Source organism: Pseudomonas sp. NPDC087612, from assembly GCF_044743505.1.
Lineage (GTDB): Bacteria > Pseudomonadota > Gammaproteobacteria > Pseudomonadales > Pseudomonadaceae > Aquipseudomonas.
The window spans coordinates 454,364-467,466 of sequence record NZ_JBIUWO010000002.1 but is presented as its reverse complement, the minus strand read 5'-3'; the positions used below and the strand labels follow the sequence as shown (position 1 = coordinate 467,466).

Genomic DNA, 13,103 nt, shown 5'->3' with positions numbered 1-13,103 from the left:
GATTGCAGACATCTAGAAGGTTTAGCAGCCCCACCCCCCGGCGGCAAGCGCTGCCGAGCAACGGCCGGATCAGTAGCGGTCGTGGCGCGGCAGGCGCTGGGACAGCTCATCAAGCAGCTTTTGTTCGCGCTTGTCTTCAACCATGCGCGCCTCGTCGATGTAGCGCTGCACCAGCTTGCGCAAGCCCTCGACCCGGGCGTAGGCCTGCTGCCAGGTGCCGCGGGCGTTCTTCAGGTTGTTCTGGTGCCAGGCCAGGCTTTGGCGCTGCTGGGTCATGGCAGTTTCCAGCTGGCCAAGAAAACTCTGGTAGTTGACCAGCCAGCTACCGGACACGCCCTGCCCGCCGCGGTTGATCCACTGTAATTGGTAGTCTTCGCGAAAACGGTCAAGTTCGCTGAGCTTGGCCTGGGCCATGTTCACTTGCTGCTGGAATTGCCCCAGGCGCTGGGCAGCCTGGCGCTCGGCGTTTTCCGCCATCTCCACCACCGGCGCCAGACGCGCGGCACGGCTTGGCTGAGCCATGGCCTATTAGCCGCCTGCCGCAGGCAAGGGGGCAAACACGCCAGCCAGGTGCTCGCGGCTTTGCTGCATGCCGACGTTGTCGTTCAGGCCCTGGCGCAGGAAGTGCACCAGGCGCGGCTGCAGGGTAATGGCAAGATCGGTCTCGGCGTCTCCACCGGCGACATAAGCGCCGACGCTGATCAGGTCGCGGCTTTGCGACAGGCGCGACCACAACTGCTTGAACTGCTGGGCCTCGGTCATCTGCTCGGGGCTGACCACCTGCGGCATGACCCGGCTGATCGAAGCCTCGATATCGATGGCCGGGTAGTGCCCCTCCTCGGCCAGGCGCCGGGACAGCACGATGTGGCCGTCGAGCACGCCCCGCGCCGAGTCGGCAATCGGATCCTGCTGATCGTCGCCCTCGGACAATACGGTATAGAACGCGGTGATCGAGCCACCACCGGCCTCGCCGTTACCGGCGCGCTCCACCAGCTTGGGCAGCTTGGCGAACACCGACGGTGGATAGCCCTTGGTCGCTGGCGGCTCACCAATAGCCAAGGCAATTTCCCGCTGGGCCTGGGCGAAACGGGTCAGCGAATCCATCAGCAACAGGACGTTCTTGCCCTTGTCGCGAAAGTACTCGGCAATGCGCGTGCAGTACATGGCCGCGCGCAAGCGCATCAGCGGCGCATCGTCAGCGGGCGAGGCCACCACCACCGAGCGCTTGAGGCCTTCTTCGCCAAGAATGTGCTCGATAAATTCCTTGACCTCGCGGCCGCGCTCACCGATCAGGCCGACGACGATGATGTCCGCCTCGGTAAAGCGGGTCATCATGCCCAGCAGCACACTCTTGCCGACGCCGGTACCGGCGAACAGGCCCAGGCGCTGACCACGGCCGACCGTCAACAAACCGTTGATGCTGCGGATGCCGACGTCCAGCGGCTGGCTGATCGGGTCGCGGTTGAGCGGGTTGATGGTCGGGCCATCCATCGGCACCCAGTCTTCGGCTTTCATCCCGCCCTTGCCGTCCAGGGCACGACCGGCGCCGTCAAGCACCCGGCCAAGCATGCTCATGCCCATGGGCAGGCGACCGCTATCGGCCAGCGGCACCACGCGCGCCCCAGGGGCGATGCCGGCAACGCTGCCGACCGGCATGAGGAACACCTTGCCGCCGGCAAAACCCATGACCTCGGCCTCGACACGCACCGGGTGATAGCTGTCGTCATTGATCACCACGCAGCGGCTACCAACCGCCGCGCGCAGGCCTTCGGCCTCGAGGGTCAGGCCGACCATGCGCAGCAGGCGTCCCTCGACCACCGGCTGAGACGGCAAATTGATGGCGTCGGCATACGCCCCCAGGCGCTTGCCGAAACTGGTTCGTTCAAGGCGCATCAGGGGCATCCAGCTCAACCTGCACATCCGCCGCTGCCGGGTGCAGGCTTTGGTCATGGAGCTGATCGAACAATTGCGCCATGACCTTTTCGATACGGGTTTCCATGCTGGCATCGATGCGGCTGTGATCGGTCTCGATGCGACAGCCACCTGGCAGCAGGGCTTCGTCTTCGAGCAGCTTCCAGCGCTCCTCGTGACGCTCGCGCAGGGCTTTGACCTGCTCGAAGTCCTGCGGATTGATATGGATGCGGATGTTCTCGGCACCCATCGGCAGCAACTTCAGGGCTTCACGCAGTACCTGGCCGATCTGGCTGGAATCGCTGCGCAGCTCGCGACCGATGACCTCGCGGGCGATGTGCCCGACCAGGTGGACCACGGCCTTTTCGATCTGGCTGTCCTGTTCGGCGATGGGTTCGAGCAGGTGGGTCATGACCTGTTCGAGGCTGGCCAGTTTGGTGGTCAACGCCTCTTCGGCTTCCTGGCGGACTTTGAGCTGGGTGCTGTGAAAACCCTCGCGTTCGCCGGTGGCAAAGCCCTCGTTGTAGGCTTCCTGGCGAATGCTTTCAAGCTCTTCGAGGGTCAGTGGCTGGACTTCTTCCAGCGGCACTTCTTCGATTTCGTCCTGAACCGCTTCGGGCTCCGGTTCAGGCTCAGGCTCTGGTTCCGGGTCGAAACTGGGCAGCGCCCAGCGGTCGAAGCCCTCGACGTCGTTAGCGCGAATCAGTTCACTCAGGTGCTCGTTGGTTGACATGATTGCACGCACTCGTAAAGCATCGCGGGTCAAGCCCGCTCCCACAGGAGCGCTGTGGGAGCGGGCTTGACCCGCGATAAGGTCTTAGATCATCTCTTCGCCGCCCTTGCCACCGAGCACGATTTCTCCGGCTTCGGCCATACGGCGGGCGATGGTGAGGATTTCCTTTTGCGCCGTCTCGACGTCGCTGACGCGCACCGGGCCCTTGGCCTCGAGGTCGTCGCGCAGCAGCTCGGAGGCACGTTTGGACATGTTCTTGAAGATCTTCTCCTTGACCTTCTCGTCGGCGCCCTTGAGCGACACCACCAGCACGTCGGAAGACACTTCGCGCAGCAGCGCCTGGATACCGCGGTCGTCGACATCGGCCAGGTTGTTGAAGACGAACATCAAGTCTTCGATCTGCTCGGAGAGGTCGCCGTCGATGTCGCGGATCGCGTCCATCAGCTGGCCTTCGACGGAGCTGTCGAGGAAGTTCATGATGTCCGCGGCACGCTTGATACCACCCAGGGTGGTGCGCGCGGCATTGGAGTTGCCCGAGAACTGCTTCTCGAGGATCTGGTTCAGCTCCTTGAGCGCCGCCGGCTGCACGGTATTGAGCGACGAGACGCGCAGGATGATGTCCAGACGCACCTTGTGGTCGAAGTTGCCCAGCACTTCACCGGCCTGGTCCGGGTCCAGGTAAGCCACGACGATGGCCTGGATCTGCGGGTGCTCGTAGCGAATGACATCGGCAACCGCGCGCGGCTCCATCCACTTGAGGCTGTCCAGGCCGCTGGTGTTGCCACCGAGCAGGATGCGGTCGATCAGGCCGTTGGCCTTGTCCTCGCCCAGGGCCTGGGTGAGCATCTTGCGGATATAGCCGTCGGAACCGACGCCAAGGCTGGTCTGGTCGCCGACGATCTCGACAAACTCGCTCATCACCTGCTCGACCTGCTCGCGATGGACGTTGCCCATCTGCGCCATGGCCACGCCGACCCGCTGCACTTCCTTGGGGCCCATGTGCCGCAGCACCTGCGCGGCATCGGTTTCACCTAGCGACAGCAGCAGGATCGCAGCCTTGTCGACACGGGTCAGTTTGGCGGTAAGGGCTCGGTTATCACTCATCGGCGTTGATCCACTCTTTCACGACCTGGGCCACGCGACCCGGGTCTTCGGCCACCAGGCTCTTGATTGCGTTGAGCTGTGCGTCATAACCCTCGCTCGGGCTTGGCAGCAGAATGCTTTGCGGACCACCCAGGCTGACGCGGTCGTTGGCCAGCTCGCCATCCAGACCGAGCATGCCGCCCAGTTCCATGTCGCCATCGGCACCGGCGCCTTGCTTGCCATTGCCGGTGATGTTGTTAAGTACCGGACGCAGCACGCCGAACACCAGGACGAGGATGAACAGTACGCCCATGACCTGCTTGATGATGTCCCAGAACCACGGCTGCGAGTAGAACGGAATCTCGGCAATTACCTCGCCACGGTCGGCGGCGAACGGCACGTTGATCACGCTGACACTGTCGCCACGGCTGGCATCGAAGCCCACCGCGTCCTGCACCAGGCGGGTAAAGCGCGCCAGGTCTTCGGCAGCCCACGGGGTGCGCGCGGCATCGCCGGTGGCCGGGTCGACCTTGAGCTGGTCATCGACCACTACCGCCACCGACAGGCGGGTCAGGCGACCCTGCTGCTGGCGGGTGTGGCTGATGGAACGGTCAAGCTCGAAGTTCTTGGTCGACTGCTGACGCTTGTCGGCCGGGTACGGTGCAAGCATCGGCTGGCCGGTGGCCGGGTCCATGATCTGCTGGCCGTTGGCATCGAGCAGCGGCTGGCCAGGCTGGATGGCGCTGGCGGCGGTTTGCGTGCCACCGGTGGTTTGCGGCGCCGAGGCCGGGCCAGGTGGCTGGTTGCTCAGCGCACCAGGCACGCCTTGCGGGCCCATGCTGCTGGAGCGCTGTTCGTTGACCGACTGCTCGCTGCGCAGCGCCGGCTGGTCAGGGTTGAACTGCTCGGAGGTGGATTCGACCGCGCTGAAGTCAACGTCCGCCGATACTTCGGCCTTGTAGCGGTCGTTGCCCAGCACCGGCTGGAGAATGTTGTGCACACGCTGGGTGAGCAGGCCTTCCATGCGGCGGCTGTAGTCGAACTGCTTGCCGGCCATGGTCAGCTCGGAATTCTCGACCTGATCGGAGAGCAGGTTGCCCTTCTGGTCGACCACGGTGACCTGGGACTTGTTCAGTTCCGGCACGCTGGTCGCCACCAGGTTGACGATGGCCATCACCTGACCGGCTTCCAGGGCGCGGCCCGGGTACAGCTCGACCAGTACCGAAGCACTTGGCTTGCGCTCGTCACGGACGAACACCGAGCTCTTCGGGATCGCCAGGTGCACGCGTGCACCCTTGACGTTGTTGAGGCTGGAGATGGTCCGCGCCAGTTCGCCTTCGAGGCCACGACGGTAACGGGTGGCTTCCATGAACTGGCTGGTGCCCAGGCCCTGCTCCTTGTCGAGGATCTCGAAACCGACATTGCCATCGCTCGGCGCCACGCCGGCGGCTGCCAGCTTCAGGCGGGCACGGGAAATATCGTCGGCCTTGACCAGCAAGGCGCCGGAATTGGGTTCGACGTTGTAGGGGATATCGGCAGCGGCCAGGGTCTCCATGACCTGCTTGGTATCCATGCCGGCCAGGCTGCCGTACAGCGGCCGGTAGTCCGGTTGCTGCGACCACAGCACCACGGCAAAGCCGATCGCCACGCTGGCGGCCAGACCGACCAGCAGGCCAACCTGACGCAGCATGGGCATCTGCGAGATGTTTTCCAGGAACGACATGCCGAACAACGGCGGCTTGGGCGCTGCTGCGCTGCTTTTCGCGGGCACGTTATCGACGACTGCTTCGGCCATGACTCAATCTCGCCCTTATACCGGCATCTGCATGATGTCTTGATAGGCCTGCACCAGCTTGTTACGCACCTGGGTCAAGGCCTGGAACGACACAGTGGCTTTTTGCGAAGCGATCATCACGTCGGTCAGGTCAACCCCGCTCTTGCCGATCTCGAAGGCGCTGGCCAGCTGCGAGGAAGCCTGCTGGGTGTCGTTGACCTTGTTGACGGCCTGGCCGAGCATGTCGGCAAAACTGCTGGAGCCGACCTCAGGCGCAGCGGCAGCCTTCGGCATCGACATGGCGTCCATTTGCATGGCCCGCATGTCCAACATCAATCGATTAAATTCAACACCTTGGCTCATGGACTTCTCTCTCCGACGGCCCGCATTTTTTTGACACTCACGCAGCGGATAGGCAGGACATAGCAACAAGAGTGCCAGCTCTGCCCGCGGCCCGAACAAAAACTCTAATTCATTAATGGCTCAGCTGGCGTACAGGCTGGCCTCGACATCCATGCCGGCATCACGCATCTGCGCCAGCTTGTAGCGCAGGGTGCGCGGGCTGATGCCCAGGCGCTCGGCGGCCTCCTTGCGACGACCGCGCTCGGCGCGCAAGGTGTCGATGATCATCTGGAACTCATGGCGACGCATGTCATCACCCAGACCGCCCGCCGCCTCGGTTTCAATATTCGGCACGACTGCGGCGACCGGCGCTGCAGCGAACATCGGCAGGACCCCGGCGAGACAGAAATCCGCCGCTTCGATCACCCCACCCTGCTGCAGGATCAAGGCACGCTGAATGGCGTTGTCCAGTTCGCGTACGTTGCCCGGCCAGGCATAACCTTGCAGACACGCCTGAGCATCAGGCGAGAGTCGAACCGGGGCATGCTTCATTTTATTGACGTGGCGCGCCAGCAATCGCTCGGCCAGCGGCAGAATATCGGCGCTACGTTCGCGCAGCGGCTTCCACGCCAGCGGGAACACCGACAGGCGATAGAACAAGTCTTCACGAAAACGCCCCGCCGCCACCTCGCCGGCCAGGTCACGGTTGGTGGTGGCGACCACGCGAATGTCCAGGGCAATCGGCTTGCGCCCGCCAACCCGCTCCACCTCACGCTCCTGCAACACCCGCAGCAGCTTGGCCTGCAAGCCCAGGGGCATTTCGGAAATCTCGTCGAGCAGCAAGGTGCCGCCATCGGCCTGTTCAAACTTGCCGGCCTGGGCGGCGATGGCGCCAGTGAACGAGCCTTTCTCATGACCGAACAGGGTGGCTTCGAGCATGTTGTCGGGGATCGCCGCACAGTTGATCGCCACGAACGGCTGCTCGGCGCGCAGGGACTGCTGATGTATGTAGCGCGCCAGCACCTCTTTGCCAGTGCCTGACTCGCCGGAGATCAGCACAGTCGAATCGCTGCGCGCAACCCGCGCCGCCAGCTCCAGCAACTGCGCACTGGCAGGCTCGCGCGCCACCGGTCCGTCGCCTTCGCCCGCCGCAGCCACCCCCAGAGCATGGCGTGCCACCAGCTCAAGCAATGCCTTGGGCTCAAATGGCTTGACCAGGTAATCGGCCGCGCCCTGGCGCATGGCCTCGACCGCGCGCTCGACGGCGGCATGCGCGGTCATCAGCAACACCGGCAACTGCGGCTGGCGCGCGCGCAGCAGGGCCAGTAACTGATGGCCGTCCATGCCGGGCATGTTCACGTCACTGACCACCAGGCTGAACGCCTCGCCAGCGACCACTTCCAGTGCTTCTTCGGCCGAACCTACGGCCTGGTAGGCAAAGCCGCCCAGCTCCAGGGTATCGGCCAGTGCCTGCCTCAGGGCGCGGTCATCTTCGACCAGCAGCACCTTGATTGCTTTCATTACTCTGCCTCCACCGACTGCGCGCCGATCAGCGGCAGGCTGATCCGGGCGCAGGTGCCGCGACCGGGTCGCGAACGTAATTGCAAACTGCCCTGGTGGGCCCTTGCCACCGCCTTGACTACCGCCAGACCGAGCCCGGTGCCGGTAGCCTTGGTGGTCAGGAATGGCTCGCCCAGGCGCGCCAGCAAGGCACTGTCGATACCGGCGCCGGCATCACTGATACACAGGTGCAAGACCTGCTCGCGCCGGTATAGGTGAACCTTGAGCCGCGCAGGCTCGCCACTGGCCTGCAGGGCGTTTTCGATCAGGTTGAGCATGGCGCCGACCAGGGTGTCGCGGTTGCACAGCAACTCGCCCAGGTGACTGTCGCACTGCCAGCGCACCGCATGACCCTGAACATGGGTCTGCGCCGCCTGCTGCAGGGCCTGGAACAATGCCTTGGGTGTCAGCCGATCGGTCAGCGGCAACTCGCCGCGGGCGAACACCAGCATGTCGCGCACCTGGTGCTCGAGCTCGTGCAGGCGCTCCTTGAGGTTGCCGGCAAAGCGTTGCTGGGTTTCCACCGGCAAGTTCTGCTCGGCCAGGTGGCTGGCGTAGAGCATGGCCGCCGACAAAGGCGTGCGGATCTGGTGGGCCAGCGACGCAACCATGCGCCCCAGCGACGACAAGCGCTGGTGGCGGGCCAGTTGGTCCTGCAGGTGACGGGTTTCGGTCAGGTCATTGAGCAGTACCAACTGCCCGGGCTCGGCATCCAGCGAGCGGGTGGCAATCGACAGGCGCCGGCCATCACGCAGCGACACTTCATGACCGTCATCCTCGCGCGGAGCAAAGCTGCGAGCGATCACTTCACGCCACAACTCGCCCACCAGCGGCTCGCCCAACAGATCGCTGGCGGCGGGGTTGGCCTCACGCACCCGGCCCAGGCCATCGATAACAATCACCCCGCCCGGCAGCAGGGCCAGCAGGTTCTGCAGGCGGTTGGCCAGGCGCTCCTTCTCGGCAAGCTCGGCCATGCGCTGGGCGCTGACCACCGCCAGCTCGCCCTTGAGCTCGGTAACCCGGGCTTCGAGCAGGCTATAGGACTCACTAAGCTGGCTGGAAACCTGGTCGAACATGGCAAAGGCCTGCTCAAGACCAAGGCGGCTTTCCTGTTCGGCGGCGTTCGGCCCCTTCGGTTCAGGGACACAGGAGATGGTGGCGACCTGGGGCATCATGCTCTCTCGCGTGGCTGACCGTCATAAAACGGTGTGTTGCCAGCGATATAGCAATAGCCGTGCCGGATAGTTTGGGGGCGCTTGCCAGGAAGGCCGTGCGATGGCTGCAAGAGCCGATGGGACGGGCGTTACAGCCCCTTGAAAGATAGGGTTATTAGCCATGATGAGCGCATTGCGCGACTCACCATGGCCACCCAGGCGTCAATCCTCCGCCTGCTCATCCCCTTCACGGCGGCTCATGCCGTACTTGCGCATCTTCTCCACCAGGGTGGTGCGACGAATGCGCAGGCGCTCGGCAGCGCGGGCGACGATACCGTTGGCATCATCCAGCGCCTGCTGGATCAGGCCCTGCTCCAGGCCACCGAGGTAGTCCTTGAGGTCCAGGCCTTCAGGCGGCAGCATCGCGTGGCTGGCGAAGTTCGGCGTATGGCCGTTGATGGCCACGCGCTCTTCGAGGTCCGAGCGCAGGCTGTCGACCAGTTGCTCGTCTTCGTCGTCGACGTAGCGGAATTTCTTCGGCAGCTCCGACACGCCGATCACCCCGTACGGGTGCATGATCGCCATGCGCTCGACCAGGTTGGCCAGCTCGCGGACGTTGCCCGGCCAGCCGTGCCGGCACAGCGACATGATCGCGGCCGAGTTGAAGCGGATCGAACCGCGCTTCTCGTGCTCCATGCGCGAGATCAGCTCGTTCATCAGCAGCGGGATGTCCTCGACGCGCTCGCGCAGCGGGGCCATCTCGATGGGGAAGACGTTGAGGCGGTAGTACAGGTCTTCGCGAAAGGTCCCCACCTCGATCATGCTTTCGAGGTTCTTGTGGGTCGCGGCGATGATGCGCACATCGATGCTCTGGGTCTTGTTGCTGCCCACGCGCTCGAAGGTGCGTTCCTGTAGTACACGCAGCAGCTTGACCTGCATCGGCAACGGCATGTCGCCGATCTCGTCGAGGAACAGGGTGCCGCCGTTGGCCAGCTCGAAACGCCCGGCACGGCTGGTAATCGCCCCGGTAAAGGCACCCTTCTCGTGGCCGAACAGTTCGCTTTCCAGCAGCTCGGCCGGAATCGCCCCGCAGTTGACCGGCACGAACGGCGCTTCGCGGCGCTTGGAGTGGTAGTGCAGGTTACGCGCAACCACTTCCTTGCCGGTGCCCGACTCGCCGAGGATCAGCACGCTGGCGTCGGTATCGGCCACTTGCTGCATCATCTGGCGCACGTGCTGGATCGCCCGGCTGGTGCCGACCAGGCTGCGGAACAGATTGGGTTCGCGCTGGCGGCCGCGCTCGCGGGCCTGGTCGTACATCTCGCGATAGACCTGGGCACGATGCAGCGAATCGAGCAATTTGCTGTAGCTCGGCGGCATTTCGAGGTTGGAGAGTACGCGACGGCGCAGGTCGTCCGGCAGCTCGGCAGAAGAAATTTCGCCCAGAAGCAGAACCGGAAGGAACTCATCCCATCCAGCCACTGTCTTAAGCAAGCCCATCAGACTTGCCGGAGCATTCACGGTCCCGATCAGGACACAGAGCACTTCACGACTGGATGACAACGACTCGACAACCTGCTGCCAGTCATGGCTCGAGCAGGGCAGATTTTCTTCGCCAAGAAAATTCAACACTACCGCCAGATCACGGCGGCGAGCGCTATCGTCATCGATCAGGAGAATTTTGGTTTCACGCCACATGCAATAACAACTTCCCTAGTCATCTCGGCGCCCTTGTAAGGGCAAGCTCGACATCATTCCGACTGAACGGTCAGTGTTCGGACGTCTGAAATTAGAAAACAGCCACTAGTTAAGTCAAAAAACCGTACATAGTCAAATTTATGGCGCACTGCTTTTTGTTTTGCCCAGTTTCAGCTGAACAAATGGTATACCTTTGCCGCGTTTTTGGCTTGTCGGATCTGCGTCATCTCATCGACTATTGATTGACGCTCCCCACTTGCAACTTCAATTAATTCCTTGTAGACGCCCAGCAACTCCTCGAGCTTGCTGCGCAGCGTCAGCTCATCCACCGACGCTTCGGCCAGCACATCGTCCACGCACAGACGGCAACTGACGTCGAGCTCGCTGATCGCCTCCCAGTCACGACTGGCCAGGGCACCCAGCAATGCCTCGCGGGTTTGTTCGATACGTTCGAGCACGACACTCATTGCAATCTCCTAGGCGTCGGCGAGTTGATCGCCGATCGCGTCCCAGCCTTCCTTGACGGTAATCAGCAGGCGCGCCACTTCGTTGAGGATTTCCGGATCGTTCTGCACGTTCGCCTCGACCAGGCGCTTGCTCATGTACGAATACAGGTTATCCAGGTCGGTCAGCGAATCGGCGTGGTTTTCCAGGTCCAGGCCTTCACGCAAACCGCCGACAATACCGATTGCCTTGCCGATCAGGATGCCGCGCTGGGCCACGTCGTTACGCGCCATGGCACCCTTGGCCTGGGCAATGCGATCAAGACCGCCCTGCATCAACATCTGCACCAGACGATGCGGGCTGGCCACGGAGGTCTGGGCCACGCCGTTGACTTTCTGGTACTGCCGAAGGGCCAACATCGGATTCATGTTCTACCTCGTCACCGCAAAAAAGGTTTCATATACCGCTTGTATCGCCTGCGCGTCAAAAAACTTTAGCGCGTACAGCAAAAAGCCCGGAGTCCCCCTAGGGGTACTGCCGGGCTTCTGGCACAACGCCGAATCAGGAGTTTTTCTGCTGCGCCTCGATCGAGGCGAACATCGAGGCGATGTTCTTGCGCTGGGCTTCGAGCTTGCCCACCAGGGTATCCATGGCCACGTAGCGCTTGGTCAGGGATTCGGTCAGCGAAGTGATGCGCCGATCCAGGGCCAGCTGCTGGTTGTCGAGGTCCTTTTGCAGCTTGTCCAGGCCAGCCTTGCGGGTGTCGAGGATGCCACCTGTCTGCAGGTACGGCTCGACCGCCTTGGTCATGTGCGCGAACACGCCTTCAGTGCCGGTGAACAGCTCCTGCACGTCCGGGCCGAGCTTCTTGTCCTTCATCGCGGCATCGTACTTGGTGGAGTTGAACTCCAGGGTACCGTCCTTTGCCGTGTTGATGCCCAGCTGGCTGAGGGTGGTCAGACGACCACTGCCCGACTCGGTCGCCAGTTGCTTGCGCAAGTCCGACAGCATCGAGCGCGTGGTCGGATCGTTGGTCAGCGGCCCGAGCACAGTCTTGCCATCAGCGTCCTTGGACACCGCCGTCAGGCTGTTGGCCGCCTTGACCAGGGTGTTGTAGGCATCGACAAAGTTCTGCACCGAGGCCTTCAGGCCGGCAGTGTTTTCACCGACCGTTACCTTGATAGGCTTGTCCGTGGCAGTAACCTGCAGCAGCTCCAGGCTCATGCCACTGATTGCGCCGTCGACGGTATTGGACTTGCTGGTAACCTTCAGGCCGTCGATGCTCAGCTCGGCGTCCTGGGCGAGGCCGTCGATGTAGCCGGCACCATCACCGTTCATTTTGGTAGTACCGTTGATCTTCAGCTCATCGATACCGTCGACCGAAATATCGCTACCTTTACCGGTCTTGGTTGAGCTGAAGACCAGGCGCGAGCCGTCCTTGCCATTGACGATGTTGGCAGTGATGCCCTGCTCGGCCAGCGACGAGTTGATCGAGTCGCGAACCGATTGCAAGGTCGCACCTGCCCCCACCTTCACAGTGTGGACCACGCCATCCTGGGTAATGGTCAGGTCGCCTTCAGGGATCGAAGTGCTGGCCCCGCCGGCAAAGTTCTGGCTGGCCACCTTGGACGCGGTCGCCAGCTTGTCGACCAGAACGGTGTAGGTACCGGGCACCGCCTTGTTGTTCGACGTGGCCTTGACCGTGGTGTCACTGCTGGAGGTCGCGGTGTAGGCACTGAAGGCTGGCGCCTTCGGATCGTTGAGCTTTTTCATCGCTTCCTGGTAAACAGAAAGCGCACTCTTGAGCGACGCTACCCCGGAAAGCATGGCCGTGTTGTTGGCGGTCTGGCGTTTGATCTGGTTCGCCTTGGGACCGGTGTCCGCCTTGACAAGCACATCAACGATCTTGTTGATGTCTACGCCGGAACCCAGACCGACACTCGGTAAAATTGTACTCGCCATTGCTACTCCCTCATGGTTGCGCGCCGCCCTAGCCTTGCCAGACTAGCGAACTTGCCGCTCAGCCGCCAGCATCAGGCCTTGGCGTTGAACAGCAGGCTGTTTACATCGCTCAGACTGTGAGCGATCTTCAACGCCTCTTCCGAAGGAAGTTGGCGGATCAGCTCTCCGGTCTCGCTGGCGATGACTTTAACTATAATTCGGCCGGATTCTTCATCCGTGGAAAATTCAAGGTTACGTCGCGATGAAGCAAGGAATTTCTCGATATCCTTGACCGCGTTCTTGACCTTCTCAGCTTCGGACAGCCCCTTGTCGGTAGCTTCCTTGACTGGCGTGATGGCTTCAACTGCCGCTACAGGCTTGGCCGCAGGGCGTTCGGTGGTCGGCTCGACCGGCTTCACCGTCGGGTAAGACAGGTTCAGCTTGACGCTCATATCCATGTCAC

Annotated in this window: 13 protein-coding genes; all 13 read right to left on the bottom strand. The window is 62.6% G+C overall.

The features are described 5' to 3' along the window. Positions 1–69: 69 nt before the first annotated feature. A complete protein-coding gene (gene fliJ, locus ACIOVF_RS05805; RefSeq protein ID WP_045200290.1) occupies positions 70–522 on the bottom strand; it encodes a flagellar export protein FliJ in 453 nt (150 codons plus the stop codon). A gap of 6 nt (positions 523–528) precedes the next feature. After that, a complete protein-coding gene (gene fliI / locus ACIOVF_RS05800) occupies positions 529–1,893 on the bottom strand; it encodes a flagellar protein export ATPase FliI (RefSeq protein ID WP_123568033.1) in 1,365 nt (454 codons plus the stop codon). Then, positions 1,883–2,644 carry a flagellar assembly protein FliH gene (gene fliH, locus ACIOVF_RS05795; protein WP_401288126.1) on the bottom strand — a complete coding sequence of 254 codons (762 nt, stop codon included), beginning with the start codon at positions 2,642–2,644 and terminating at the stop codon, positions 1,883–1,885. The genes fliI and fliH overlap by 11 nt, the downstream gene beginning before the upstream one ends. 84 nt (positions 2,645–2,728) lie before the next feature. Continuing rightward, the gene (gene fliG / locus ACIOVF_RS05790) at positions 2,729–3,748 is read right to left on the bottom strand and encodes a flagellar motor switch protein FliG (RefSeq protein ID WP_045189054.1); all 1,020 of its coding nucleotides are present in this window, start codon (positions 3,746–3,748) and stop codon (positions 2,729–2,731) included. After that, the gene (gene fliF, locus ACIOVF_RS05785) at positions 3,741–5,522 is read right to left on the bottom strand and encodes a flagellar basal-body MS-ring/collar protein FliF (protein WP_045200285.1); all 1,782 of its coding nucleotides are present in this window, start codon (positions 5,520–5,522) and stop codon (positions 3,741–3,743) included. The genes fliG and fliF overlap by 8 nt, the downstream gene beginning before the upstream one ends. A gap of 15 nt (positions 5,523–5,537) precedes the next feature. Then, positions 5,538–5,864, bottom strand: a complete 327-nt coding sequence (fliE, locus tag ACIOVF_RS05780; RefSeq protein ID WP_045200283.1) for a flagellar hook-basal body complex protein FliE — start codon at positions 5,862–5,864, stop codon at positions 5,538–5,540. A 120-nt stretch (positions 5,865–5,984) separates the two neighbouring features. After that, positions 5,985–7,364, bottom strand: a complete 1,380-nt coding sequence (locus ACIOVF_RS05775; RefSeq protein ID WP_045200281.1) for a sigma-54 dependent transcriptional regulator — start codon at positions 7,362–7,364, stop codon at positions 5,985–5,987. After that, positions 7,364–8,575, bottom strand: a complete 1,212-nt coding sequence (locus ACIOVF_RS05770; RefSeq protein ID WP_045200279.1) for a PAS domain-containing sensor histidine kinase — start codon at positions 8,573–8,575, stop codon at positions 7,364–7,366. Before ACIOVF_RS05770 ends, ACIOVF_RS05775 begins: the two co-directional genes overlap by 1 nt. Positions 8,576–8,779: 204 nt before the next feature. Next, on the bottom strand, positions 8,780–10,255 hold the full coding sequence (gene fleQ, locus ACIOVF_RS05765) for a transcriptional regulator FleQ (protein WP_038996385.1): 1,476 nt from the start codon (positions 10,253–10,255) through the stop codon (positions 8,780–8,782). Between the two features lie 170 nt (positions 10,256–10,425). Then, complete coding sequence (locus tag ACIOVF_RS05760; protein WP_045200277.1) at positions 10,426–10,722, bottom strand: flagellar protein FliT; 297 nt, start codon at positions 10,720–10,722, stop codon at positions 10,426–10,428. Between the two features lie 9 nt (positions 10,723–10,731). Continuing rightward, positions 10,732–11,127: a flagellar export chaperone FliS gene (gene fliS / locus ACIOVF_RS05755; RefSeq protein WP_045200275.1), complete on the bottom strand. Its 396-nt coding sequence runs from the start codon at positions 11,125–11,127 to the stop codon at positions 10,732–10,734. Positions 11,128–11,260: 133 nt separating this feature from the next. Continuing rightward, positions 11,261–12,661: a flagellar filament capping protein FliD gene (gene fliD, locus ACIOVF_RS05750; RefSeq protein WP_045200273.1), complete on the bottom strand. Its 1,401-nt coding sequence runs from the start codon at positions 12,659–12,661 to the stop codon at positions 11,261–11,263. Positions 12,662–12,732: 71 nt separating this feature from the next. Further along, positions 12,733–13,098 carry a flagellar protein FlaG gene (locus ACIOVF_RS05745; protein WP_093385619.1) on the bottom strand — a complete coding sequence of 122 codons (366 nt, stop codon included), beginning with the start codon at positions 13,096–13,098 and terminating at the stop codon, positions 12,733–12,735. Positions 13,099–13,103 lie beyond the last annotated feature (5 nt).

Excerpts from the sequence above, each read along its gene's own strand:
- ACIOVF_RS05770 (WP_045200279.1), bottom strand. The coding sequence starts at position 8,575 with ATGCCCCAGGTCGCCACCATCTCCTGTGTCCCTGAACCGAAGGGGCCG.
- fliE (WP_045200283.1), bottom strand. The coding sequence starts at position 5,864 with ATGAGCCAAGGTGTTGAATTTAATCGATTGATGTTGGACATGCGGGCC.
- fleQ (WP_038996385.1), bottom strand. The coding sequence starts at position 10,255 with ATGTGGCGTGAAACCAAAATTCTCCTGATCGATGACGATAGCGCTCGC.
- ACIOVF_RS05745 (WP_093385619.1), bottom strand. The coding sequence starts at position 13,098 with ATGGATATGAGCGTCAAGCTGAACCTGTCTTACCCGACGGTGAAGCCG.
- fliF (WP_045200285.1), bottom strand. The coding sequence starts at position 5,522 with ATGGCCGAAGCAGTCGTCGATAACGTGCCCGCGAAAAGCAGCGCAGCA.
- ACIOVF_RS05760 (WP_045200277.1), bottom strand. The coding sequence starts at position 10,722 with ATGAGTGTCGTGCTCGAACGTATCGAACAAACCCGCGAGGCATTGCTG.
- fliH (WP_401288126.1), bottom strand. The coding sequence starts at position 2,644 with ATGTCAACCAACGAGCACCTGAGTGAACTGATTCGCGCTAACGACGTC.
- fliG (WP_045189054.1), bottom strand. The coding sequence starts at position 3,748 with ATGAGTGATAACCGAGCCCTTACCGCCAAACTGACCCGTGTCGACAAG.
- fliI (WP_123568033.1), bottom strand. The coding sequence starts at position 1,893 with ATGCGCCTTGAACGAACCAGTTTCGGCAAGCGCCTGGGGGCGTATGCC.
- fliD (WP_045200273.1), bottom strand. The coding sequence starts at position 12,661 with ATGGCGAGTACAATTTTACCGAGTGTCGGTCTGGGTTCCGGCGTAGAC.
- fliS (WP_045200275.1), bottom strand. The coding sequence starts at position 11,127 with ATGAATCCGATGTTGGCCCTTCGGCAGTACCAGAAAGTCAACGGCGTG.
- ACIOVF_RS05775 (WP_045200281.1), bottom strand. The coding sequence starts at position 7,364 with ATGAAAGCAATCAAGGTGCTGCTGGTCGAAGATGACCGCGCCCTGAGG.
- fliJ (WP_045200290.1), bottom strand. The coding sequence starts at position 522 with ATGGCTCAGCCAAGCCGTGCCGCGCGTCTGGCGCCGGTGGTGGAGATG.